This is a genomic window from Pseudomonas imrae (assembly GCF_046352735.2).
In the GTDB taxonomy this organism is placed as follows: Bacteria; Pseudomonadota; Gammaproteobacteria; order Pseudomonadales; family Pseudomonadaceae; genus Aquipseudomonas; species Aquipseudomonas imrae.
In genome coordinates this window covers 3,906,923-3,931,500 of record NZ_CP110853.2, presented here as the reverse complement: position 1 = coordinate 3,931,500, position 24,578 = coordinate 3,906,923, and the positions used below count along the sequence as shown (strand labels likewise).

General features: G+C 59.1%; 25 protein-coding genes and 1 tRNA gene. 17 read left to right on the top strand and 9 right to left on the bottom strand.

Features of this window, described 5'->3' with window-relative positions:
* Nucleotides 1–4 precede the first annotated feature (4 nt).
* Nucleotides 5–565, bottom strand: a complete 561-nt coding sequence (locus OQ460_RS17825) for a glycine cleavage system protein R (protein ID WP_410018707.1) — start codon at nt 563–565, stop codon at nt 5–7.
* Nucleotides 566–837: 272 nt separating this feature from the next.
* Here OQ460_RS17825 and dapA point away from each other — a divergent pair, with 272 nt between their 5' ends.
* The 6 genes from dapA (at nt 838) to OQ460_RS17795 (ending at nt 4,800) form a co-directional block, all read left to right on the top strand.
* The gene (dapA, locus tag OQ460_RS17820; RefSeq protein ID WP_410018706.1) at nt 838–1,716 is read left to right on the top strand and encodes a 4-hydroxy-tetrahydrodipicolinate synthase; all 879 of its coding nucleotides are present in this window, start codon (nt 838–840) and stop codon (nt 1,714–1,716) included.
* A gap of 17 nt (nt 1,717–1,733) precedes the next feature.
* Nucleotides 1,734–2,852 (top strand): outer membrane protein assembly factor BamC, encoded by a 1,119-nt coding sequence (bamC, locus tag OQ460_RS17815; protein WP_410018705.1) that lies wholly within the window; start codon nt 1,734–1,736, stop codon nt 2,850–2,852.
* A gap of 4 nt (nt 2,853–2,856) precedes the next feature.
* Nucleotides 2,857–3,615 carry an MBL fold metallo-hydrolase gene (locus OQ460_RS17810; RefSeq protein WP_410018704.1) on the top strand — a complete coding sequence of 253 codons (759 nt, stop codon included), beginning with the start codon at nt 2,857–2,859 and terminating at the stop codon, nt 3,613–3,615.
* A gap of 27 nt (nt 3,616–3,642) precedes the next feature.
* Nucleotides 3,643–4,356, top strand: a complete 714-nt coding sequence (gene purC / locus OQ460_RS17805; RefSeq protein WP_003211975.1) for a phosphoribosylaminoimidazolesuccinocarboxamide synthase — start codon at nt 3,643–3,645, stop codon at nt 4,354–4,356.
* An 83-nt stretch (nt 4,357–4,439) separates the two neighbouring features.
* Nucleotides 4,440–4,529 (top strand) — tRNA-Ser (locus tag OQ460_RS17800).
* 124 nt (nt 4,530–4,653) lie between these two features.
* Entirely contained in the window at nt 4,654–4,800 is a 147-nt protein-coding gene (locus OQ460_RS17795) for a hypothetical protein (protein ID WP_410018703.1), read from the top strand.
* A 35-nt stretch (nt 4,801–4,835) separates the two neighbouring features.
* On the opposite strand, the gene OQ460_RS17790 is transcribed toward OQ460_RS17795, so the two are convergent.
* Nucleotides 4,836–5,222, bottom strand: a complete 387-nt coding sequence (locus tag OQ460_RS17790; protein ID WP_410018702.1) for a VOC family protein — start codon at nt 5,220–5,222, stop codon at nt 4,836–4,838.
* A 152-nt stretch (nt 5,223–5,374) separates the two neighbouring features.
* Here OQ460_RS17790 and OQ460_RS17785 point away from each other — a divergent pair, with 152 nt between their 5' ends.
* The 4 genes from OQ460_RS17785 (at nt 5,375) to OQ460_RS17770 (ending at nt 9,296) form a co-directional block, all read left to right on the top strand.
* Nucleotides 5,375–6,097: a GntR family transcriptional regulator gene (locus OQ460_RS17785; RefSeq protein ID WP_410018701.1), complete on the top strand. Its 723-nt coding sequence runs from the start codon at nt 5,375–5,377 to the stop codon at nt 6,095–6,097.
* Entirely contained in the window at nt 6,094–6,882 is a 789-nt protein-coding gene (locus tag OQ460_RS17780) for an SDR family oxidoreductase (RefSeq protein WP_410018700.1), read from the top strand. Before OQ460_RS17785 ends, OQ460_RS17780 begins: the two co-directional genes overlap by 4 nt.
* Nucleotides 6,883–6,950: 68 nt before the next feature.
* Nucleotides 6,951–7,883, top strand: coding sequence for a 3-keto-5-aminohexanoate cleavage protein (locus OQ460_RS17775; RefSeq protein WP_410018699.1), 933 nt, complete (start codon nt 6,951–6,953; stop codon nt 7,881–7,883).
* Between the two features lie 69 nt (nt 7,884–7,952).
* Entirely contained in the window at nt 7,953–9,296 is a 1,344-nt protein-coding gene (locus OQ460_RS17770; protein WP_410018698.1) for an MFS transporter, read from the top strand.
* A gap of 23 nt (nt 9,297–9,319) precedes the next feature.
* On the opposite strand, the gene OQ460_RS17765 is transcribed toward OQ460_RS17770, so the two are convergent.
* Complete coding sequence (locus OQ460_RS17765; protein ID WP_410018697.1) at nt 9,320–9,535, bottom strand: hypothetical protein; 216 nt, start codon at nt 9,533–9,535, stop codon at nt 9,320–9,322.
* A 129-nt stretch (nt 9,536–9,664) separates the two neighbouring features.
* On the opposite strand from OQ460_RS17765, the gene OQ460_RS17760 reads away from it, so the two are divergent.
* Entirely contained in the window at nt 9,665–10,567 is a 903-nt protein-coding gene (locus OQ460_RS17760) for a LysR substrate-binding domain-containing protein (protein ID WP_410018696.1), read from the top strand.
* A gap of 57 nt (nt 10,568–10,624) precedes the next feature.
* Here OQ460_RS17760 and OQ460_RS17755 read toward each other — a convergent pair whose 3' ends face one another.
* The 4 genes from OQ460_RS17755 to OQ460_RS17740 form a co-directional block, all read right to left on the bottom strand.
* Nucleotides 10,625–11,584, bottom strand: coding sequence for a LysR family transcriptional regulator (locus OQ460_RS17755; protein ID WP_410018695.1), 960 nt, complete (start codon nt 11,582–11,584; stop codon nt 10,625–10,627).
* 137 nt (nt 11,585–11,721) lie between these two features.
* Complete coding sequence (locus OQ460_RS17750) at nt 11,722–12,909, bottom strand: cyanate transporter (RefSeq protein ID WP_410018694.1); 1,188 nt, start codon at nt 12,907–12,909, stop codon at nt 11,722–11,724.
* 133 nt (nt 12,910–13,042) lie between these two features.
* Nucleotides 13,043–13,657, bottom strand: coding sequence for an NAD(P)-dependent oxidoreductase (locus tag OQ460_RS17745; RefSeq protein WP_410018693.1), 615 nt, complete (start codon nt 13,655–13,657; stop codon nt 13,043–13,045).
* A 34-nt stretch (nt 13,658–13,691) separates the two neighbouring features.
* Nucleotides 13,692–14,558, bottom strand: coding sequence for an MBL fold metallo-hydrolase (locus tag OQ460_RS17740; protein ID WP_410018692.1), 867 nt, complete (start codon nt 14,556–14,558; stop codon nt 13,692–13,694).
* Between the two features lie 113 nt (nt 14,559–14,671).
* Here OQ460_RS17740 and OQ460_RS17735 point away from each other — a divergent pair, with 113 nt between their 5' ends.
* A complete protein-coding gene (locus OQ460_RS17735) occupies nt 14,672–15,586 on the top strand; it encodes a LysR family transcriptional regulator (RefSeq protein ID WP_410018691.1) in 915 nt (304 codons plus the stop codon).
* 90 nt (nt 15,587–15,676) lie between these two features.
* A complete protein-coding gene (locus tag OQ460_RS17730; protein ID WP_410018690.1) occupies nt 15,677–15,850 on the top strand; it encodes a hypothetical protein in 174 nt (57 codons plus the stop codon).
* A 3-nt stretch (nt 15,851–15,853) separates the two neighbouring features.
* On the opposite strand, the gene OQ460_RS17725 is transcribed toward OQ460_RS17730, so the two are convergent.
* A complete protein-coding gene (locus OQ460_RS17725) occupies nt 15,854–16,750 on the bottom strand; it encodes a helix-turn-helix domain-containing protein (protein ID WP_410018689.1) in 897 nt (298 codons plus the stop codon).
* Between the two features lie 195 nt (nt 16,751–16,945).
* Between OQ460_RS17725 and pobA the strand changes: the two genes are divergently transcribed.
* The 3 genes from pobA (at nt 16,946) to OQ460_RS17710 (ending at nt 21,214) form a co-directional block, all read left to right on the top strand.
* Nucleotides 16,946–18,130, top strand: a complete 1,185-nt coding sequence (gene pobA, locus OQ460_RS17720) for a 4-hydroxybenzoate 3-monooxygenase (protein ID WP_410022045.1) — start codon at nt 16,946–16,948, stop codon at nt 18,128–18,130.
* A 132-nt stretch (nt 18,131–18,262) separates the two neighbouring features.
* Entirely contained in the window at nt 18,263–19,717 is a 1,455-nt protein-coding gene (locus tag OQ460_RS17715; protein ID WP_410018688.1) for an MDR family MFS transporter, read from the top strand.
* A 321-nt stretch (nt 19,718–20,038) separates the two neighbouring features.
* Nucleotides 20,039–21,214: an integrase core domain-containing protein gene (locus OQ460_RS17710; protein ID WP_410017906.1), complete on the top strand. Its 1,176-nt coding sequence runs from the start codon at nt 20,039–20,041 to the stop codon at nt 21,212–21,214.
* A 736-nt stretch (nt 21,215–21,950) separates the two neighbouring features.
* Here the strand turns inward: OQ460_RS17710 and OQ460_RS17705 are convergent.
* Nucleotides 21,951–22,727: a transporter substrate-binding domain-containing protein gene (locus OQ460_RS17705; RefSeq protein ID WP_410018687.1), complete on the bottom strand. Its 777-nt coding sequence runs from the start codon at nt 22,725–22,727 to the stop codon at nt 21,951–21,953.
* A gap of 374 nt (nt 22,728–23,101) precedes the next feature.
* On the opposite strand from OQ460_RS17705, the gene OQ460_RS17700 reads away from it, so the two are divergent.
* Nucleotides 23,102–24,475, top strand: a complete 1,374-nt coding sequence (locus OQ460_RS17700; protein WP_410018686.1) for a glutamine synthetase family protein — start codon at nt 23,102–23,104, stop codon at nt 24,473–24,475.
* Nucleotides 24,476–24,578 lie beyond the last annotated feature (103 nt).

Sequence of the window (24,578 nt, the reverse complement as noted above, 5' to 3'; positions counted from 1 at the left end):
TTCCTTACATCGGGTTCTGTGGGCGCCATGGTTCGATCAGGGCGTCGAGGTTCAGGGCATCGGCGAAGTCCAGGAACTGGTCCCGCAGCCAACTGATTTGCACGCCGGCAGGCAACGTCACGGTAAAGGTGGCGTTGAGCATGGTGCCGCCGGTCTGTGGAGCCTGGTAGGTATCGCAGGTCAGGTTTTCCAGGTCGACGTTGTGATCGATAAAGAACTGGCACAGCTCATTGACGATGTCCGAGCGGTAGGCCGAGCTGACGTAAGCCACATAAGGTAGAGCCTGGGGACGGTTCTCCAGGGCGGCACTGCGCACTACATTGACGGTGAAGTCGTGCTTCTTGGCCAGGGTCGGCAGGCCGGCTTCGAGGCGCGCGAGGGCGTCCCAGCTCCCGGAAATCTGCAGGACCAGCGCACTGCATTCGCCGTGGCGGGTCAGGCGAGAGGTTACGACGGCGCAGCGGTTTTCATGGCTGGCGCGGCACAGGACGTTAGTCAGCTCCATGGGGTTGGCGCCAAGGGCACTGATGACAAGGAATTGTTCGCGGACTGTGGGGGTGGACATGCAGCATTCCTAAAGCGATGAGCGGTCGATACGTGGCAGCCGTATCGATCAAAGGATCAAGGGTAGCGAAAACCGTCGCCAAGGGATAGGAGGTGGCGTTTTCATTGCGTGAACGGCTGCCTCAAACCCTGCCACGCAGCCCGCTTTGGCCCAATGATGGCATTGCTGGCAACTAAGTTGATCCAGAACGCATCCTCAGAGGGTACTTCGCTTGTACAAGCATCTTGGCGCCAGTACCATTACGGCTCTCTTTTTCCGGCAGGAGCGGTTGCATGATTGCGGGCAGTATGGTGGCACTGGTCACACCCATGGATGCACAAGGTCATCTCGACTGGGACAGCCTGGGCAAACTGGTGGACTTCCACCTGCAAGAGGGCACCAACGCCATTGTGGCGGTCGGCACCACGGGTGAATCGGCCACGCTTGATGTGGAGGAACACATCGAGGTGATCGAATTCGTGGTCAAGCGCGTTGCAGGGCGTATTGCCGTGATCGCCGGTACGGGCGCCAACTCGACTCGCGAAGCCATCGAGTTGACCAAAAACGCCAAGAAAGCCGGCGCCGATGCTTGCCTGCTGGTAACCCCGTACTACAACAAGCCGACCCAGGAAGGCTTGTACCAGCACTTCAAGACCATCGCCGAAGCCGTCGACATCCCGCAGATCCTCTATAACGTTCCAGGCCGCACGGCTTGTGACATGCAGGCTGCGACCGTGATTCGCCTGTCCACCGTGCCGAACATCATCGGTATCAAGGAAGCCACCGGCGACCTGCAACGCGCCAAGGATATCCTGGCCGGTGTCAGCAGTGACTTCCTGGTGTACTCCGGCGACGACGCGACGGCGGTCGAGCTGATGCTGCTGGGTGGCAAGGGCAACATTTCCGTGACCGCCAACGTCGCACCGCGTGCCATGAGCGAGCTATGTGCCGCCGCCATCGCCGGGGATGCGGTCACTGCGCGGGCAATCCACGAGAAGCTGATGCCGCTCAACAAAACCCTGTTCATCGAATCCAACCCTATCCCCGTGAAATGGGCGCTGTTTGAAATGGGCTTGATGCCGGACGGTATCCGTCTGCCGCTCACCCGGCTCAGCGAAGCCTGTCACGAACCGCTGCGACAGGCACTGCGCCAGTCCGGCGTCCTGGTTTAATTGAGGAAGCACTACGCATGAAGCGATTGGCCGGACTTTCCGCACTTGCCTTGATTATCTCCAGCACCAGTGGCTGCGGTTGGATCTGGGGCCCGGAAGGCTACTTCCGTGACCGCGGCAGCGATTACCTGGAAGCACAACAAACCGCCCCGATGCAATTGCCGCCGGACGTCAACGTTGCCAAGCGTCTTGACCCGTTGCTGCCGATTCCGCGCAATGTGGCCGATGACACGGTCAAGGGCGAGTACGAAGTGCCGCGTCCACAGCCGATCGCCGCCGCCGCCGCAGATGCCAGCGACTACAGCCTGCAGAAGAGTGGCGACTCCCGTTGGGTCGTTGCCCAGCGCCCGCCGGCTGAAGTCTGGCCGGTGGCCCTGCAGTTCTTCCAGGACAATGGTTTCCGTATCGACGAGCAACGCCCGCAGACGGGTGAATTCACCACAGCATGGCAGCAGTCGAGCGAGCTGTCGGCCAATCTGGCCAAGCGCATGCAATCCGGTGGCATCGCTGCAGACAGCGAAGCGCGCATCCGCGTGCGTATCGAGCCGGGTGTGCAGCGCAACACCAGCGAAGTGTATGTGGTCAGTGCCGAGCGTCCTGCCGGCAGCACTGCCGATGTCGAGTTCACCAATCGTTCGGTCAACACCGGCGTTGATTCGGCGCTGGTCGACGAAATGCTGGCCAGCATGAGCCGTCTCTCCGAGAAGGGCGGTTCTGTGTCCCTGCTCGCGGCCCGTGATTACGATACGCCTAGTCGCGTCAGCCTCACCGAAGATGGCAGCGGCAACGTTGTACTCAACCTGGGTGAAGACCTGGATCGCGCTTGGTCGAGTGTCGGTCGTGCGCTGGAGCAAGGGCCATGGCGTGTTGAAGACATCAACCGCAGCCTGGGCCTGTACTACATCAACGTGGCCGAAAAAGCCGAGAAGAAAAACGAAGAGCGTGGTTTCTTCAGCAAACTGTTCGGCAGTGAGCCGACCAAGGAAGAAATCGAGACTCGCGCCGAGCGTTATCAGGTTCGCCTGAGCAAGGTCGGCGAGACCGTGCAAGTCACCGTCGAGAAAAACCTCAATACCGTGGCGCCAGCTGAAACGGCGCGCAAGGTGTTGGGTGTGATTCAGGACAACCTGGGCTGATCCGATGCGCTTTGCCGTTCTCGGTAGCGGTAGCCAAGGGAACGGCACGCTTGTAGCCCACGACGATACGTACGTCCTGGTTGATTGTGGTTTTTCCCTGCGGGAAACCGAGCGGCGCCTGCTGCGCCTGGGGGTTCACCCTGCGCAGTTGAGCGCGATTCTGGTGACCCACGAACATGCCGACCACGTGCATGGCGTGGGTTTGCTGTCTCGGCGCTACAATCTCCCGGTGTACCTGAGTCGCGGTACCTTGCGCGGGATGCGCAAACCCATTGAGCCCGCAGGTTTCCTGGTCGGTGGCGAGCAACTGCAAATCGGTGCCTTGAGTATCGACGTGATTGCCGTTGCCCACGACGCCCAGGAGCCGACGCAATACGTATTCAGTGACGGTGAGCGGCGTTTCGGCGTGCTCACCGACCTGGGTTCCTACTGCGCCAAGGTGCTGGAGGGCTACCGGAATCTCGATGCGCTGATGATCGAGTCAAACCACTGTCGCGACATGCTGGCCCGTGGTCACTACCCCCACTTTCTCAAGCAACGGGTGGGCGGCGAGCTGGGACATTTGAACAACCACCAGGCGGCGTACCTGGTGTATGAGTTGGGCTGGCAAGACCTGCAACACCTGGTCCTGGCCCACCTGAGCAGCAAGAACAACCTGCCGACGCTTGCCCGGCAATGTTTTGTCGACACCCTCGGGTGCGACCCGGACTGGCTGCAACTGGCCGATCAAGATTCAGGGCTCGACTGGCGACACATCGCCTAGCCCACCTCACTCAAAGCGGAGCCCATCATGGAAAAACGTGAAGAACTCTACCGCGGCAAAGCCAAGTCGGTTTACAAAACCGACGACGCCAACCGCTTGATCCTGTTGTTTCGCAACGACACCTCGGCATTCGACGGCAAGCGCATCGAACAGCTTGATCGCAAAGGCATGGTGAACAACAAGTTCAACGCCTTCATCATGCAGAAGCTCGAAGCGGCCGGTATCCCGACTCAATTCGACAAACTGCTGGGCGACAACGAGTGCCTGGTGAAAAAACTCGACATGATCCCGGTCGAGTGCGTCGTGCGTAACTACGCAGCCGGCAGCCTGGTCAAGCGTTTGGGCGTGGAGGAGGGCCTCAAGCTCAACCCTTACACCTTCGAACTGTTTCTGAAGGACGACGCCAAGGGCGACCCGTTTATCAACGAATCCCACGTCGTGGCATTCGGTTGGGGCACTGCCGAGCAACTGGCTCGCATGAAGGAGTTGTCCCTCAAGGTCAATGACGTCCTGAGCAAACTGTTCGACGACGCCGGCCTGCTGTTGGTGGACTTCAAGCTGGAATTCGGCGTATTCCACGACGGCTCCATCGTCCTGGGCGACGAATTCAGCCCGGACGGCTGCCGCCTGTGGGACAAAGACACCCGCAAGAAGATGGACAAGGACCGCTTCCGCCAGGGTCTTGGTGACGTTATCGAAGCCTACGAAGAAGTCGCCAACCGCCTCGGCGTACCGCTGTAATCGACGCAAGCATCTGATAGCACGGAAAAAAATCGCTTATGCGCTTTGCTTCCAAGTAACAGGCTGTTATGATGCGCGCCGTTGGAGAGATGCCAGAGTGGCCGAATGGGACGGATTCGAAATCCGTTGTACCTTCACCGGTACCTAGGGTTCGAATCCCTATCTCTCCGCCATTACACAGAAAAAGCCCCGTAGCTGAATAAGCTACGGGGCTTTTTCGTTTCTGTGTATTTGCCGAGTCGAGTGCTGTTCTATGCTGGTTAAGCATCATCAAATTCTTACGGATGGGAGGTGGTTATGGGCACTGAACGGCAGCGGCGTGATAGCGCGGAGCGCGACGGCAGCCGAGATGAGCATGAGGAGGAAAAACCTCAAACCTGGAAGCATCCAGACGATGGCAAGGAGCTTTCCGAGCGGGATGAAGAGCGTCCGCTCAAGCCTTGATCAATGAACCCCGCCCGACGGGCGGGGTTTGAATGTCAGATCGCGGTACACAACTCCACGAGTGTTCCGTCCGGGCAGCGCACGTAAGACACCACCTGGCCCCAGGGTTTGGACGTCGGGGCAGACAGTTCATTTGCGCCCGCCGCCAGCGCTTTGGCATGGGCCGCCGGCACATCCTCAGTTACAAAACCCAGTTCCATGCCCAGCGGTTGCTTCGAGGCATGAGCTTGTACATGCCCGCCTTTGAAATTCATGTCTCCCAGTTCATGGGCTGCGAAAGACAAGGTGGTACCGCCTGTGTCCAATTCGCCATATGTCCCGGATTCATGCAGGAAACGACGGCTGAATCCGAAGGCTTTTTCAAAAAAATCCAGCGAGGCGGATACGTCCGGGACGTAGACAATGGTGTAGGCGAATTTCATGGTTCAGCTGTCCTTGCTTCAAGTGAAGGCCCATTAGATTGAGGAGCGCATTGAACGTCAACCGTCTCACTATAATTTGAGGAAAGCATTTGACATATTTGATTTGTGATCACATATTGCTGCGTATAAGAATGACAACGCAGGTTTGACTCATGACAGATGGTCCGATTCTCCTTCCAACCCTACGCCAGGTTTCCCGCGATACCTTGCAAGATCAGGTCTATCGCCAGATCCGCGAAGCGCTGATGAGCGGTCGCTTCCAGCCTGGGCAGAAACTGACCATTCGTGGTCTGGCCGAGGCCCTGGGCTCCAGCCCCATGCCGGTGCGCGAAGCCCTGCAACGCCTGAGCGCTGAAAATGCCTTTGAAGTCACTGAGACTTCGCGTCTGCGCGTCCGCCTCATGACGGTTGAGCGGCTGCGGGAAATCCGTGATGCGCGGGTCGCCCTGGAAGGTTTGTTGGCGGAAAAGGCGGTGTTGCGCCTGGAAAAAAGCGATCTGGATGAAATCAGTGACCTTTGCCAGCAAATGCAGCAGGCGGCCGACGAAGTCGATGTGTCCCGCTACCTGTGGGCCAACTTTGCCTTTCACCGGCGTATTTACGCCGTGGCCCAGGCCGAATTGACCATGGCCGCCGTGGAAAATTTCTGGCTGCACATGGGCCCATGCTTTGCCCTCGTGGCCCCCGATAAAGCTCACCTGCAGCGCTCGATGGAGGCGCATACGCGCATTGTCGAGGCCCTGGCCGCCCGCGATGGCGGCGGTGCCCGTGCTGCGGTGACCGATGACATCATGCAGGCCGCCGATTCCCTGGCGCGCCTGCTCGTCAATAGCGACCGTTCGCGGTTGTCTGTTTCAGGAGGTAAACGCCCATGAGCGTCCTACAACGGTTGCAGCCCTATCCTGGGTTACGAGTACTGATTTCCGGCGGTGCTGCTGGTATCGGTGAGGTGCTGGCGGCGGCTTATCTGGAGGCGGGTGCCCAGGTGCATGTCTGTGATGTCAGTGAGTCGGCCTTGGCAGCATTTCGTGACAAGTACCCAGGCAGTGTTGCTACTCGTGCCGATGTCAGCGATGCGGCGCAGATCGAGGCGGTGTTCAAGGTCCAGCGCGAACAGTTCGGTGGGCTCGATGTGCTGGTCAATAACGCCGGGATCGCTGGTCCCACTGCTGGCATCGATGCGATCAGCGATGCCGAATGGCAGGCCACGATCAACATCAACCTGACTGCACAATACCGCTTTGCCCACCATGCGGTGCCGATGCTCAAGCAATCTTCCCACGGCCATTTGCTCCATATCGCTTCGGTGGCCGGCCGTTTGGGCTATGCCTGGCGCACGCCTTATGCGGCGACCAAGTGGGCGATTGTCGGTTTGATGAAGTCCCTGGCCTCGGAGTTGGGGCAGAGCGATATTCGGGTCAATGCCTTGTTGCCGGGTATTGTCGAAGGCCCGCGGATGGATGGGGTGATCCGCGCCCGTGCCGAGCAGGTGGGCGTTCCAGAGGCCGAGATGCGCCAGGAATACCTCGACAAGATTTCCCTCAGGCGCATGGTGACTGCCGAAGATGTCGCGGCCATGGCCTTGTTTCTCTGCTCACCCGCCGCGCGCAACGTGACCGGCCAGGCGATCAGTGTCGACGGTAACGTCGAATACCTGTAAAGCGCGACGCAAGACCCTATAGCTACACCCTGGATTTTTTTCATAAGAATAAAAGTCGGAGAATCGTCATGTCCAAAAATCGCCCCGTCATTATCACCTGCGCTGTTACCGGCGCGATCCATACGCCGTCGATGTCGCCACACTTGCCCATCACGGCGCAGGAAATCGCCGAAGCCGCCATCGGTGCCGCCGAGGCCGGTGCCGCGATTGTCCACCTGCATGCACGCGATCCCAACGATGGCCGCCCCAGCCAGGACCCGGCGCTGTTCGCTGAGTTTTTGCCACAGATCAAGGCTGCCAGCGACGTGGTGATCAACCTCACCACCGGTGGAGCGCCGACCATGGGCGTGGAGGAGCGTTTGCAACCGGTGTTGCAGTTCAAACCGGAGTTGGCCTCATTGAACATGGGCTCGATGAACTTCGGCCTGTACGAAATGCTCAATCGCTTCACCGAGTTCAAGCACGATTGGGAGCGACCGTATCTGGAAGAGAGCGATGACCGGATCTTTCGCAATACTTTCCGCGACATTGCCCACATCCTTAATTCCTGCGCCGAAAACCGCACACGTTTTGAAATCGAGTGCTACGACATCGGCCACCTCTACACCGCTGCTCATTTCCTGGAGCGTGGTCTGCTCAAACCGCCGCTGTTTATCCAGTCGGTGTTCGGTTTGCGCGGCGGGATTGGTGGCCACCCGGAAGACCTGGCCCACATGCGCCGCACCGCCGACCGTTTGTTTGGCGAGGACTACGTATGGTCGATCCTCGGCGCCGGCCGTGGGCAGATTCCATTGGCGACCATGGGCCTGTCCATGGGCAGCAATGCGCGGGTCGGCCTGGAAGATTCGCTGTGGGATGGGCCGGGCAAGTTGGCGGCGTCGAATGCCGATCAGGTGCGGCGCATTCGTACGGTGATCGAGGCCCTCGGCGGGCGGGTCGCCACGCCCGATGAGGCCCGCGAGATCCTCGGCCTCAAGGGGCGCGACCAGGTCAATTTCTAAATCCGAGGACGGGCTGCGTTATGGCGCGGTCCCGTTCATCGCGCACAACAACAATAAAGGGATAGCACCATGACTATCGACGTGCTTGCCGACCGCAAAAACCTTCCACGCGAACCGCGGGAATTGAACCGATTGATGTTCGTCAAGCTGATGCCCTTGCTGATCATCGCCTACATCTTGAGTTTTCTTGATCGCACTAATATCGCTCTGGCCAAGCATCAATTGGATATTGATCTGGGCATCTCGGCGGCCGCCTACGGCTTGGGAGCGGGTCTGTTTTTCCTGACGTATGCGCTGTCGGAAGTCCCCAGCAACCTGATCATGCATAAGGTCGGCGCACGCTTCTGGATTGCACGAATCATGGTGACCTGGGGCCTGATTTCGGCGGCCATGGCCTTCGTACAGGGCGAGACATCGTTTTATGTGTTACGTCTGCTGCTGGGCATTGCCGAAGCCGGCCTGTTTCCTGGCGTGATGCTGTACCTGACTTATTGGTTCAACCGCGAGCAACGGGCCCGCGCTACCGGTTATTTTCTGCTGGGGGTGTGTTTTGCCAACATCATCGGTGGGCCGGTGGGGGCTGCGCTGATGCGTATGGACGGCATGCTCGGTTGGCATGGCTGGCAGTGGATGTTCCTGCTCGAAGGTCTGCCGGCCGTGGCATTTGCCTGGGTGGTGTGGCGTAAATTGCCGGATCGCCCGAGCAAGGCGCCGTGGCTGAGTGCCGAGGAGGCACGGGGCATCGAGCAGCGTATCGCGGCCGAAGCCGAAGAGGGCGCAGGCGCGGGCGGTCATTCGATCAAGCAGTGCCTTACCCCGCAAATCCTGCTGGCGATCTTTGTGTATTTTTGCCATCAGATCACGATCTATACCGTAATTTTTTTCCTGCCGAGCATCATCGGCAGATACGGGGACATGAGCACCATGAGCGTGGGTTTGCTGACCTCGTTACCGTGGATTGCGGCGGCGCTGGGGGCAGTATTGTTGCCACGTTTTGCGACGACGCCCAAGCGTGCCCGGTCGCTGTTGATCACCGGGCTGCTGACCATGGCGCTGGGGCTGGCCATCGCTTCGGTCTCGGGGCCAGTGTTCAGTCTGCTGGGCTTTTGCCTGTCGGCAGTGATGTTCTTTGTGGTGCAGTCGATCATCTTCCTGTATCCGGCTTCGCGCCTCAAAGGTGTGGCTTTGGCCGGTGGCTTGGGCTTCGTCAATGCTTGCGGGTTGCTGGGGGGATTTGTCGGGCCTTCGGTGATGGGGTTGATCGAGATGAGCACCGGGGATGCAATGAATGGCTTGAAAGTCATCGCGCTGGTGTTGGTGGTGGCAGCGGTGGCGGCTTTACGCCTGCGTCAGGGGCAGGAGTCGAAGCGCGAGCACGGATCGGTAGTGCAGCAGGCGCGGAGTTCGACCTGATCGCCGGCCCGCCGATGGCGATGTTAGCTACCCTGGCAGCATGCCGGGGTAGCTGTGGCCTGGGATACCAGCAGCGCCGTGGGAAAGCCCGCCGCCAGCACGAGATAAGCCACGACCGCCCCCAGGCATAATCCGACAAACACCCGCAGTAAGGTCCTGAGCGTCGGATGAGCAATAAACCGGATGCCCCAGATAACCAACCCGGCTATCAATACAGCCAAGGCAAGAATGACCGTCACAATGCTGTTCCCGATTGCCATGAAAGCTGATTTATAGCGCTAAAAGGCCCAGCACCGATAGCCCGCGCATAGACGCAGGCCGCTCGTGTTCCTAAACTGCCGTCTGTCTTGGGCAGTAAGGCGCTCGTCATGAATCGCAATGAGTTACGCAAGGCCGATATCAACCTGATGGTCGTCTTTGAAACGCTGATGCTGGAGCGCAATGTGACACGCGTGGCCGAGAAGTTGTTTCTTGGCCAGCCGACCATCAGCTCGGCCCTCAACCGCCTGCGCACGCTGTTCAATGACCCGCTGTTCATCCGCGTCGGTCACCGTATGGAACCCACCGCGCGAGCCGAGGAGCTCATCCGTCATCTGTCGCCGGCCCTGGACTCGTTGTCGGCTGCCTTGAGCCTGACCCACGACTTCGACCCCTCCGTCAGCACCATGACGTTTCGCATTGGTTTATCCGATGACGTCGAGTTCGGCTTGTTGCCGCCGCTGTTGCGTGCCGTGCGCACCGAAGCGCCGCAAGTGGTCTTTGTAGTCCAGCATGTCGATTATTGGCGTATTCCCGACCTGTTGGCTTCCGGGGATATCACCGTGGGTATCACCCAGACCCGCGGCCTGCCGGCCAACGCCAAGCGCAAATTGCTGCGCCATATTCGTCCCAGTGTGTTGCGTGCCGATGCCTCGGACACGCCGCTGACCCTCGACGAATACTGCGCGCGGCCCCATGTGCTGGTGTCCCATACGGCCAACGTTGCAGGATTTGCCGATGAGTGGCTGGCGGAGATTGGGCGCAAGCGGCACGTGGTGTTGTCGGTGCCGCAATACAGCTCTTTGCCGGCCTTGCTGGCGGGCACCGATATGATTGCCAGTCTGCCGGACTACACCGCCCAGGCCATGGCCGCGTCAGGCAGTGTGTTTTGCGAACCTTTCCCGTTCCAGACGCCTACTCTGGATCTCTCCATGGTCTGGCTCAGCCATGTCGACAACGACCCCGCCGAGCGCTGGATGCGCTCGCGCCTGGAAGCGTTTATGGGTGGGTGAAAGCGGCAAGTTGTAAGCTTCAAGCTGCAAGTTGGTTTTGCGCCTTTCTTGCAGCTTTCAGCTTGACGCTTGAAGCTCGCCGCTTGCCGGTTGCAGCCCCCCACACACCTTCGCCACCTGCTCGCGGAACCACGCATTGGCGCTGTCCTGCTCGCTGGTTTCGTGCCACTGCATATCCAGGGTGAAACCCGGCAGGCCGTTGGGGGCTTCGCAGTGACCAAATACCGGCTCCAACGCCAGCAGCTGTTGCACACGGCGGGGCAGGGTGACGATGAAGTCGGTGCCAGTAATCATTTTCAACGCAGCGCTGTAGCTGTTGGCACGGGCAATGACTTGGCGTGTCTGGGCCTGGCGAGCCAGCCAGCCGTCGATCATGTTGGTGCTGGAAGTCCAGGGCGTGGGGAACACATGACGTCGGGCAACAAAGGACTGCAGGCTGAGTGCCTGTTCCCTTGGCGCGGCACGTTTGTCGAAGACGCAGACCAAATCGTCTTCCAGCAGCATTTGGGTCTTGAAGTCTTTATGTTCACGGTGAAAGTGCGGGCCGAAGCAAATCACCAGGTCCAGGCGCCCCTCGCGCAGAGCTTCGGCGGGAATGTCGGTTTCCAGTTTTTGCACATTGACGATCACTGGCAGGTCGGCCTGATCGAAGTTTTTCAACAGTCTGGGCAGGATCAGTTGTTCGAAATATTCGGGCGCGCAGATGTTAAATGTCACGGCCTTGCGGGTGGGGTCGAATGCTGGGGCACCGGAGTGGCAGAGGTTGATGCTTTCGAGGATCTTCTGCACATGGCCATACATGGTGCTGGCCTTGTAGGTCGGGCGCATGCCGGCCCGGGTATTGATAAACAACTCATCCTCGAAGCTGGTGCGCAGTTTCTTGAGGCTGTAACTGACGGTGGATTGGCTGACGAACAAGGTTTCGGACACATCGGTGACGCTGCTTTGCTCATACACAGCAATAAACACCATCAGGTCCTGCATATCGAGCTTTCTAAGCAAGTTGCTGTTTAGCATCCGTTTCGTCCGTGAGCCTTTTGCGCGACCGCAGCGCAAACAAGGCAAAATGTTAACGGAACGTCCGTGCCAATAGAAAGCTCTGTGGGATATTTCTATGTCTCTTGTGGGACAGATACTGTTTTGAACACGACGCGCTAGCGGATATGGCGCGCATAGTGGCGTGGATCGAAGCGCAACACAATCAGCAGCATCACCACTACGACAGCAGTGAGTGACCACCAGGCCCATTCGAAACTGCCCAGTTGGTCGCGGATTATCCCGGCAATCAGCGGTGATATGCCCGCGATCAGATAGCCGATGCCTTGTACGAATGCGGTCAGGCTTCCTGCACGGTGCGGGTTATCCAGATGGTCCAGGGAAAGAATCAGACTCATGGGGAACAGCCCGCCAATGCCCAGGCCCAGTAGGCACGGCCATAACAGGCTGAGGTGTTGCGGGGACAAAATCAGGCCACAGAAGCCGGCAATGATCAACATCAACAAGATCGCGACCACGCCACGCTTGTCTTGTCGGCGATTGGCGATGGCCGGGGTGATCAGCCCCGAGATCACTTCCATGGCTGTCAGAAAGCCCAGCAACAGGCCGGCATTCTGTTCACTCCAGCCTTGCTCCACGTAGTACGGCGCCAGCCAGGCCAGCACGCAGGTGTAGGACGCCGTGCCGAGACCGAAGAAAATCGCCAGCAACCATGCCCGGCGATTGCCGAAAAACGATGCTTGCGCGCCGTCGCGGGTGTGCGGCAAAGGCGCCAGCACCGAGCGTTGGGCGTACCAGAACAGCAGCGCCAGCACCGCGAGCACCGCCCAGATCGCCAGGCCGATGCGCCAACTGCCGGTCTGCACCTGGACGAAGGGGGAGAACGATGCCGCCAGGGCCGCGCCGCCCATGATAGCGGTGACATACAGGCCCATGAACAGTGAAACGTTGTCACTGAAGCGCGACTTGATCAGTGCCGGCATCAGCGCCTGGATCAGTGCAATCCCGACTCCGGCGGCGATGGCGCTGAGGATCAGTTCGGCGGCAGAATCGAGAAACAACCGCGATACGGTGGCCAGGCCGATGACCAGCAATGACACGATAATGCTGCGGTGTTCGCCAAAACGCCTGGCTACGCCCATGCCGAAGAACATCGCCAGGCCCATGGCCATCACAGGCAGCATGGTCAATAACGCGGCACTGCTGAAACTCAGCGGCACCTCGCCTCGGATCGATGACAGCAACGGACCGATTGCGGCCATGGACGGGCGCAGGTTGAGTGCCACCAGCACCACGCTGATCATCAGCCAGAAGGCGGTGGCAGGTTTTGCGTGAACGTTTTCCATGGGAGGGCCTTTGCCTGACAAGGGCATCATTAGGCCGGGCTGCAAAGGAAGGGGCAAATGAGAAAGTCGCAGGTGCTATTGAAAAAATGCGGGTACAGATCGCCCCCGCATGGGAGCGATCAAATACCTTGCTTCAGTAGCCGACGGTGAACCTCTGGCGTGAATGTCTCGGCACTTGCACTTCATCGATCAAGGCAATTGCAAAGTCAGCAAAGCTGATCCAGCTACGGCCTTCGCTGCTTACCAGCAGATCATCCTGGCCGAGGCGGAACTTGCCAGTGCGCTCGCTCTCGACAAACTCTGCCGAGGGCGACAGGAAGCTCCAGTCCAGTGATTTTTCCTGGCGCAGGGTGTCGAGGAATGCCGCGCCGGCACTGGCCTCGGCCTTGTATTCTGCAGGGAAACCAGGGCTGTCGATGACCCGGCTGCCGTCGGGCAGCAGCAACGAACCTGCGCCGCCCACCACCAGCAGGCGTTTTACACCGGCCTGTTTCACTGGGGTGATTACGGCTTCGGCAGGCAGGCTGGAAAAGTGCGCAGCGCTGATCACCACGTCGTTGCCGCTGATGGCCTCGTGCAAGGCCTGAGCGTCGAGGGCGTCTGCCTGCTTGACGGTCAAGCCTGGGCGCGCGGCGATAGCGGCGGTGTTGCGGGCGATCGCCGTTACGCTGTACCCGCGGCGCAAGGCTTCTTCCAGCAATTGGCTACCGGCGCGGCCGGTAGCACCAATGATTGCAATCTTGCTCATGACGTTCTCCAGTGCGTTAAAAGGTTGAATCAATTCACCACTTCATTTCGCCCTTGGCGACTTTGGCGCTCAGTTCCAGGGAGCTTTCATCGGCCAGGGTCGGGTAGCGTTTTTTCATCGCTGCGATCAGTGCGTCGGAGTCCTTGGCCTTGGCTGCTTCTTTATCGAAGGCCTTGATGTAGTCGGCGGTGAATTTCACCGATTCAGGTGTCGGTGTGCCCAGGTAATGGCCGGGGATCACAGTCTTTGGTTTCAACTGTTCGATCTGCTGCAGAGTGGCCAGCCAGTCGGCGTGGGACTGCGCACCTTGGGTGTCGGCCATCCACAGGTGAATATTCTGCGAAACCACGACACCGCCGACGACGGCCTTGATCGACGGGATCCACATCACGCTGCGGTCGGGCTGCGGACCGTCGAGGCCGATGATCTGCAACTGCTTGCCCTCCAGCGTCAGGCTCTGGCTTTCAAGGACCTGTGGAATGATGGTTTTGGCTGGCTTGTCGGCACCCATTTTCGGACCCCAGTACGCCAATTTCCCTTCAACGGTCGCCTTGATATGGTCCACTACTGGCTGGCTGGCCAGCACCTTGGCTTCGGGGAATGCCTGGGTCAGAGTGTCGAGGCCGAAGTAGTAGTCCGGATCACCATGGCTGATGTAGATGGTGGTCAGTTGTTTGCCGCTGGCGCGGATCTTTTGCACCAACTGTTCAGCTTGGCCTTTGCCAAACTGCGCGTCGACCAGGATCGCGTTTTTCTCGCCGCTGACCAGCACCGAGCTGACCGGGAAGATCGCGGTTTCACCTGGGTTGTAGACATCGAGGGTCAAGTCCGCTGCGCTGGCGTGGGCAGTGAATCCCAGCACGGCGGTGGTCAGTACAAAACGCTTGAGCGTGGTGAGCATATGCAACTCCAGTTGGCGGTGGCCTTGGCAGGCGATGGATAGAGCTTAGTTGCACTTTGCGCAGCAAAAAATGCGATGCTTTAACATAGTTTGTTTCTAAAAACGGGCAAATCATGGACCGTCTTCAAGCAATGCGGGTGTTCGTCAGCGTGGTCGACCTGGGCAGCCAGTCGGCGGCGGCCGATCATCTGGACCTGTCACGCCCGGTGGTCTCGCGCTATCTGGCGGAGCTGGAGGATTGGGTTGGGGCACGCTTGATGCATCGCACCACGCGCAAGCTCAGCCTGACCGCCGCGGGTACTGAAACCCTGCCGCGGTGCCGACAGATGCTGGAGTTATGCAGCGACATGCAGGCCGCCGTCAGCGAGCCTGATGATGCACCCCGTGGCCTGGTGCGCCTGAGTGTCAGCACATCCTTCGGCCAGGCACAATTGGCCGATGCGATGGCGCAATACGTCAAGCGCTACCCGCTCGTGAGCATCGATATGCAAATGCTCGATCGCACGGTGAACCTGGTGGATGAACGGATTGACCTGGCTATTCGTACCAGCAACGACCTGGACCCCAATCTGATCGCGCGCAAGTTGACGGTGTGCCGTTCGGTCATCTGTGCGTCGCCGGCTTATCTGTTGGAGCATCCGCTGCCCCTGCAGGTGCAGGACCTAGTCCTACACAATTGCCTGACCCATTCCTACTTTGGCAAAAGCCTGTGGCATTTCGAGGAAGACGGTGAGCCGGTTTCGGTACCGGTTCAAGGCAACATCAGCGCCAATGAGGCCAGTACCTTGCTACGGGTGACATTGGCCGGGGCGGGCGTATCCATGTTGCCTACCTACCAGGCCGGGGACTACATCCGCAGGGGGGAGTTGATTCGTTTGCTGCCCCATGCCGAGCCTCGGCAGATGAACATGTACGCGGTGTACGCCTCGCGCAAGCACATGCCCCAGGCGTTGCGCAGCCTACTGGATTTCCTGGTGCAGAGGTTTCCGGAGCAACCGCAATGGGATGACGATTTGCAGGCTCGATAAGGCGGCTGAATACCCGTCAATACTGGCAACTTGCCCCCGCTGGCCTATGCTTAATACAGCACCTACTTGATCTGTTCAGAGGTCAATGTCATGACGATCAAAACAAGAAAGTACCTGAAGATTTTCGTCCTCTGCGCCTTTGCCACCGCTCTGTATGGCACGGCTGCCTACCGGGCGGAACAGGCTCGCCTGCAACCGGGCATGGCCGCCGCCTGTAATCATGGGCCATGCAGTTACTCGGCGACCTGGAGTGCGCTGCGCTAGTTTTCAGGCCTGCGATCCGGCGATCGAGTCGGCTTTCAATTGCTCGCGGAACGCTTTGGGCGAAAACCCGACACGCCGGCGAAACAGGCGTGAGAAGTTCGTCGGGTCGGAAAACCCCAATATCTCGGACATTTCATTGATGGTCATGCTGGTGTAGGTCAGCAGGCGCTTGGCTTCGAGCAATTGGCGGTCGTGCATGATCTGCAGCGCCGGCTGCCCACCGAGTTCGCGGCAGGTGCCGTTGAGGTGCGAGACGGAAATGCCCAGCGTATGGGCCAGGTCCTCGATTTTCGGGTGTTCGCGGTACTGCTGCTCCACCAACTGGGTAAAGCGCCGGAAATACTCTCGACCTCTGGGCGTTCGTGAATGACGGCGCTGGATGGCCTGGCGGCTGATCCACACCAACAGTACGCTGACCAAGGCGTGCATCATCATGTCCCGCGCCGCAAAGTCTGCGTTGTATTCGTCCTGCAACCGGGCGAACAGGCTATTGAGATAGTCATCGTCCTGGCCCGCCGGGTAGCTGCCCACCGCGCTCAAACCGTCCACGGCCGCACCTAACTGGCCTTGCAAGTGCGTAATCAACGGGGCGGCCAGCGTCACCACGTAGCCCTCGACATCTTCGGAAAAACGGAAGCCATGCACGCACAAGGGCGGCAGCACCTGCAAGGTGGACTCGCTCAACGTGGTGCGCTGGCCTTCAATCTCCAGTTGTGCCTGGCCTTTGTGTACATACAGCAACTGACACAGGTCCGCATGCCGGTGGGGTTGGATTTCCCACTGATACTCACGGCTACGCCGAGAGATAGTCTCGCAATGCAACAAATCCGGCGTAGGCCATTGCTGGCTTTCACCGTAAAGCTTGAAGACCGGAATCGCGGAACTGGCAGTTTTGGTCATGGTTTTAATCCGATACTCAGGACTCAGGATAGTTGTGCGGTAATCGCCCCGATTGGCAAAAAGCGCAGGTTTTGTCTCGGTTTTCACCTTTGGTGTTGGTCACTTGAGTGAAAAAATGTCAGCAACAGAAGCAATGACAACGCGTTCACTCAATACGTTCGGGCAAAACTACAGGTCATAAAAATAATGAAAACGCTGAAAACCCAAGTTGCCATCATCGGCGCAGGTCCTTCGGGGCTGTTGCTCGGCCAACTGCTGCACGCTGCCGGGATTGAAACCCTCATTCTAGAGCGCCAGACCCCGGATTACGTGCTGGGGCGCATTCGTGCCGGCGTGTTGGAACAGGGCATGGTCGACCTGTTGCGCCAGGCCGGTGTCGGACAGCGCATGGATGCCGAAGGGATGATCCATAAAGGCTTTGAGCTGGTGCTTGACGGACGCCGGCAACCTATCGATCTCGAGTCCCTGACCGATGGCAAAACCGTGATGATCTACGGCCAGACCGAAGTCACACGTGACTTGATGGCTGCCCGCCAGCAATCCGGGGCTATCACTTTGTATGAAGCACGCAATGTGCAGCCCCACGACCTCAAAGGTGAACGACCTTGGCTGACCTTCGAGCATCAAGGTCAACCCATCCGCGTTGAATGTGACTATATCGCCGGTTGCGACGGCTTCCATGGGGTGGCGCGCCAATCGATCCCGGCCGAGGCCCTGAAGATCTTCGAGCGGGCTTATCCGTTCGGCTGGCTCGGCATTCTTGCCGAGACACCGCCGGTTCACGATGAGCTGGTATACGCCAGGCACCCGCGTGGCTTTGCCCTGTGCAGCATGCGCTCCCCGACGCGCAGCCGCTATTACCTGCAAGTGCCGGCTGAGGAACCGATTGAGCAGTGGTCTGATGAACGCTTTTGGAGTGAGCTCAAGAACCGTTTGCCGAAGGACCTGGCCGAGCAACTGGTGACCGGCCCGTCCATTGAAAAGAGCATCGCGCCACTGCGCAGTTTTGTCGTGGAACCGATGCAGTACGGTCGATTGTTTCTGCTGGGGGATGCCGCCCATATTGTGCCGCCCACCGGCGCCAAGGGCTTGAACCTGGCCGCCAGCGACGTCAGCACCTTGTTCAATATTTTGCTCAAGGTCTATCGCGAGGGGCGTGTGGATCTATTGGAGCGTTACTCCGCGATCTGTCTGCGGCGGGTCTGGAAGGCTGAACGGTTTTCCTGGTGGATGACCTCTATGTTGCATCAGTTTCCCGAGGCGGACGGTTTCAGCCAGCGGATTGCCGAGAGTGAGCTGGAATATTTCGTCAACTCCGAGGCCGGGCGCAAAACCATCGCAGAAAATTACGTGGGACTTCCTTACGAGGCTATTGAGTAGCGGGCTATCGAGTAACATGTCGAGCATTCCCGCGGGTGTTTTTCCGTGGCCTTGCCAGCAGGTTCAGTTGTGTCCCAATCAAACTCGCCCGTATCCTCCACCCCTTCCGTGCGCAGTGTCCTGGTCGCTCTAATGTTGGCGATCTTTCTCGGGGCACTGGACCAGACCATCGTCGCCGTGTCGATGCCGGCCATTTCTGCGCGGTTCAACGACGTCAACCTGCTGGCGTGGGTGATTTCCGGGTACATGGTGGCAATGACCGTGGCGGTGCCGATCTACGGCAAGCTGGGTGATCTGTACGGGCGCCGGCCGATGATGCTGATCGGTATGGGGCTGTTCACCGTTGCCTCGCTGTTCTGCGGCATGGCGCAAAGCATGGAGCAATTGGTGTTGGCGCGCGTCCTTCAGGGGATCGGTGCGGGTGGGATGATTTCGGTGAGCCAGGCGATCATCGGCGACATTATTGCGCCTCGCGAGCGGGGTCGTTACCAGGGGTACTTCAGCAGCATGTACGCGGTGGCCAGCGTTGCCGGGCCGGTACTGGGCGGCTACATGACGGAGTATTTGTCCTGGCGCTGGGTTTTTCTGATCAACCTGCCATTGGGTGCGGGCGCCTGGTGGGTGGCCCATCGTACGCTGGTGGGGCTGCCAGTCCCGCAGCGCAAGCCGATCATCGATTACTTGGGCACAGTGCTGATGATCATTGGCCTGACGGCGCTGTTATTGGGTATCACCGAAATCGGCCAGGGCCATTCCTGGCGCGATGATCAGGTGCTGGCCTTGTTGGTATGTGCGCTGCTGGCGTTGACGGTGTTCGTCTGGCATGAGCGCCGTACGCAGGAACCCTTGCTGGCGATGCACCTGTTCGTCAACCGCAGTGCGGTGCTGTGCTGGTGCACGATTTTCGTCACCAGTTTCCAGGCCATTTCGCTGACCGTGCTGATACCGCTGCGTTATCAGACAGTCACCGGCGCGGGGGCCGACAGCGCCGCCTTGCACTTGTTGCCACTGGCGATGGGATTGCCGATGGGAGCCTATTTTGCCGGACGCATGACTTCGGTGACCGGCCGCTATAAGCCGATGATCCTCAGTGGTGCGTTACTGAGCCCGATCGCCATCCTCGGCATGGCCTTCAGTGCTCCCCAGGCCCTGGTCTTGAGCGGTGTGTTCATGCTGCTCAGCGGGATTGCGGCAGGCATGCAGTTCCCGACCTCCCTGGTAGGTACACAAAACTCCGTAGAGCAGCGCGATATCGGCGTTGCCACCAGCACCACTAATTTGTTCCGCTCACTGGGTGGTGCGGTGGGGGTCGCGAGTATGTCGGCCTTGCTGTTGGCGTTGTTGCAGGACGCAAGCTTTGCCCACATCGCCACCGGCGCGCTGATGCCTGAGGGCGACCCGGGCAATGTGTTGCTCGATGGTCTCAATGCTGCACCTGGCCCCGCGCAAGACGCTTTGCGCGCTGAGTTGCAGGCCACGTTCCGACATCTGCTGATGGTCAGCGCCGCCGTTTCGCTGCTGGGGCTGGCGGCTGCGATTGCGATGCCCAACCGGCTGTTGCGGGGGCGCGGGGACAAGGCTCGATAAGCTTTGAACGTGGCACCGGGCCCTGATTTCAAACGACACCGTTACGGGCTGTAGTAACCCACCGCTACCATGAAGTGTCCGACCTTGCGCAAGTAGGACCGTTGAGGGGCCGCACTGGCCAGGTTGGTTGGTTGGGGTACATATCCGTTGCTGCGGTTGTGGCTGATATGGGTTCCGCCCTTACGGCGGCTCACTTTTGAAGAGCGCAAAAGTAAGCAAAACGCTCTTGCCGGTATGACTCACCCACATGGGTTACAAATCAGTTCAAGCACATAGGTAACAGTTATTAACTGGCATGGTCGATTTCGCGAGGATCTGACCATGCCCTGGAAAGAGCTGAAACCTATGGACCTCAAAGTGATGTTCATCGCGGCGTATCTGTCTGAAGAGCACAGCTTTAGCCAGCTGTGTCAGGACTATCAGATCAGCCGAAAGACTGGCTATAAGTGGGTCGAACGCTATCAGCTAGAGGGGCCCAGTGGGCTCGATGAGCGTAGTCGGCGCCGGCACAACCAGACCTATGTGGTGCCGCTGGTTGTGAGGCAGGCAATCATTGAGTTTCGCTCTACTGGCGAAACGGTTCCGGGTCCTAAAAAGATTCAGAACGATCTGATGAAACGCTTTCCCGGACAGGATCCGCCTTCTAAAACGACCATCTACAACATCCTTAAGGCAGCGGACCTGATCACGTCTCGACCGTTGCGCCAGCGTGTCGCTGTCTATCCCAAGCCTTTGCGTAGGGCAGAATCGCCTAATCAACTCTTCAGCGCAGATTACAAAGGCCAATTTCTCACCGGAGCGGGTGTCTGGTGTTATCCGCTGACGATCATGGACCATGCCAGTCGCTTCTTGCTTGCCTGCGAGAGCATGGCTAACACCAATCTCAAGGAGACCCAGCAAACCTTCGAGCGCGTCTTTCGGGAGTATGGGATGCCTGAGCGCATCCGAACCGATAATGGCGTGCCGTTTGCGAGCACGGGGCGTGCGGGGTTGTCGCAGTTATCGATCTGGTGGCTACGCCTTGGGATTATTCCTGAGCGAATTGAGCCCGGTCGACCAGATCAAAATGGACGTCATGAGCGTATGCACCGGACATTGAAGAGTACGTTTCCCAAACCGCCGGCCATTGCCTGGGAGGCTCAGCAAAAACACTTTGATCGATTTATGCAGCACTACAATCACGAACGGGGACACGAGGCACTCGGCCAGAAAACCCCGGCGTCCTGCTATACCCCATCAACCCGAGCTTACCCGGAGAAACTACCGGAAATGGGGTATGCGAGCCATGTTGAGTGTTACCTGGCCGATGGTAGCGGAATCATTAATCGAGATGGTCTGCGGATATATGTGGGGAACCTGCTCAGGCATCAAACCATTGGAATGGAGATGATCAAAGACGGGGTATGGAATGTTATCTTCGGTCCGGTGATCCTCGGTCACGTCAATGCCCGGGACGCAAAAAACGGCTATGTTTCAATCAAAGTGTCACCTATGTGAATGCACTTTTTTGTAACCCATGTGGTTGTTCCGTACATGCCCCACCACTCGGCACCTCGCTCAGGCTCGGTGTGCCCGCATTCAGGCATTGCTCCGTGGGCCCGCTGCCATCGGCCATCCATGGCCGAGGGCAGCTACCCCGGCATCCTGCCGGGGTGCCCACTGCGCAATACCTGCCTGCGGCCAGCGTGGTTTAACGGGGCGCCTAAGATCAAGATCACAATCAAAAGCCAGAGCAGATCAACAGACCGCTGACGTTGTCAGCGAATAAGGATGTAGAGGCAACAGCGCGTACGCTCACGATCAGGTCGGCTGTCAGGCCGCCGCGCTCTGTTTTTGATTTTGACTTTGATTTTAGCCGCCCCGTTAAACCACGCTGGCCGCAGTCCGATATTGATTTGGGGGGTAAACCGGCAGGACGCCGGTTTAGCCGCGCTGGGCCATGGATGGCCCATCGCGGCGGCCCCCCGAATCAATGTCGGACTGCGGGCACACCGAGCCTGAGCGAGGTGCCGAGTGGTGGGGCAAGAGCGCTTTGGTTACTTTCGCGCTTTTCGAAAGTGACTCGCTGTAAAAGCGAAACCAATAGCCGCCGTTACCGCAGCAATGGATATGTACCCCAACCAACCCCACCCGTATTGCCCCATGCGGTGGCCAGGGCTCAGCCCTGCCTGCCTGCACGCAATGCAGATCCGTCCGCCTTTGCCCCAGCGCACAGCGGTGTTTGTCGAGGTGCTCAAGGCGCTGCCAACCACTGATTGACGATAGCGTCATAGGCCCCGGTGGCTGTGCTCAGATGCAGCCACTGGTCGACATAGCTTTTCCAGGCCACGTCGTCACGGGGCAGCATGAAGGCCTTTTCGCTGTACTGCATGTAGCGTTCGGGGTTCACGGCGCACAGTCCTGGCTTGAGCTTCTGCTGATAGCGGGCTTCGCTGGCGTCGGTGATCATCACGTCGGCCTTGCCTGCCAGCAGTTCTTCGAAGATCGTCACGTTGTCCGGGAACAGCCGCAGTTGCGCCTGGCCCAGGTGCGCCCGTGCGAATATTTCGTTGGTGCCGCCTGCAGGTTCGATCACCCGGACCTGGGGCTGGTTGATCTGCTCGACCGTCTGATAACGCTGCACATCGGCGCAGCGCACCAAGGGGATTTTGCCGTCGACGTTCATCGCGGTGCTGAAAAAGGCTTTTTTCTGGCGCTCAAGAGATACCGAGATGCCGCCGACCGCAATGTCACAGCGCTGGGCGAGGAAATCCGGCATCAGGGTTTTCCAGGTGGTGGGCACCCATTTCACCTGCACGCCAAGGCTTTTGGCCAGGGATTCGGCCATCGCAGTATCGATACCTTCGTAACCACCATCCGCGCGTAAATAGGTATAGGGCTTATAGTCGCCGGTGGTGCAGACCGTCATTTCACCGCGCTGGATTACCTCGTCCAGACGCGAAGCTTGGGGGGCCGCGAACGCTGGCAATGCCAGGCTGGTCAGCAGGCACAGGGTCAAGGGAGCTTTCATCCAGGCGATTCCTTGGGGCGTGAGCGGGGTGCCCATAGTTCCAAATGTTTAGTCCGTGTACAACCAAACTCCGTCAAGACTGAATTGAACGACTTATCCCAGGCGTGTGACGCTGGCGAGTAACTCATCACTGTGATCCCTGCATGGACGGTAGCGCCGACACCCACCCCCAGACATCGCCAGGCGCCGTTGCGTCAAGCCGTCCGGGTTGTCGACGAACCTGTGCCGATGCGTTGCCTTCCGAGCTGGCCTTCTGGGCGCTGTGGCATTGCCGCCATGCGCGCCCTCCAGACAACTTCCTACGTTGATTGCCCCGTACATCTGACCGGAGGCGCCTGTGCGCCTGCCTGACACCAACGTATGAGAAGTTTCCCATGACTAGCGCCTTTGCCACCCTGCACGAAGCCCACACCTTTCTTGAACAGAATCCTGATATCGAGATGTTCGAGTTATTCATCCTCGACAGCAACGGCGTTCCCCGTGGCAAGCTGCTGCACCGTGATGAGTTGCTCGCGGTGTATCAAAGCGGCCGGCCGCTGCCCAGTACCATCCTTGGCTTGACCATTAATGGCGATGATGTGGAGAACTCGGGGCTGGTATGGGATGTGGGCGACATCGACTGTCGAGCCTATCCGCTTGGCGGCAGTTTGCAGCGCATGCCGTGGCGGTTGATTCCCACGGCAGCGGTGCAAGTCAGCATGCACCCTGAAGAGGGCATGCCGGCTACCGTGGCAGACCCACGGCACTTATTGGCCAAAGTGATCGAGGGACTCAAGGCCGACGGCTACTACCCGGTCATGGCCGCCGAGCTGGAGTTCTACCTGCTCGACCAGCAGCGAGACAACAATGGCCGGCCGCAACCGGCGCGGGATGTGGATGGTGCTCGCCCGCGCTCGACTCAAGTCTACGGCTTGCGGGAGCTGGAACAGATCGAACCGTTCCTCGCCGACCTTTATAGCGCCTGCAAACTGCAAGGTATTCCGGCGCGCACGGCGATTTCCGAATACGCGCCGGGGCAGGTAGAGATCACCCTGCAACACCGCGACGACGCCTTGCAAGCCATGGATGAAGCGGTGCGTTACAAGCGACTGGTCAAGGGTGTGGCCCATAAACATGGAATGACGGCGTGTTTCATGGCCAAGCCGTTCGACGACCTGGCAGGCACCGGCATGCACATGCATGTCAGCCTGGCGGACGCCGACGGCAATAATCTGTTTGCCAGTGAAGCGCCTGACGGCACGCCGCTGCTGCGCCAGGCGGTGGGTGGCATGCTCGGCACCTTGCTCGACTCGCTGCTGATGTTCTGCCCCAACGCCAACTCTTACCGGCGTTTCCAGAGCAATAGCTACGCGCCGCTGGCCGCAACCTGGGGCGTCGACAACCGTACCGTAAGCCTGCGTGTGCCTGGTGGCCCGGCGTTTTCCCGGCATATCGAGCACCGGATCTGTGGGGCCGACGCCAACCCTTATCTGGCTGCGGCGGCGATTCTGGCGGGAATTCATCGTGGCATTCGCGAGCAAATCGACCCTGGCGCGCCGGTAGAGGGCAACGGTTATGCGCAGGCCACAGAGTTGCTGCCCACTGACTGGCTGACCACCTTGCGTGCCCTCGAAGGCTCGGCCTGGGCTCGCGAAGCCTTTGGCCGCGAGTTCCTTTGTGTGTACCTGGCGGTCAAGCGGGCCGAGTATCGTCAGTTCATGGGCGAGGTCGGCGAGCAGGACTGGCGCTGGTATCTGCATCAGGCTTGATTGCACTGTGACGAGCGGTGAGGCCTTCGACTTTTTTTTCACGTGGTGGTGGTTAAGCTGAATTTTCCTAGGTCCGTTACCACCGATTTCATACACAAGAGTC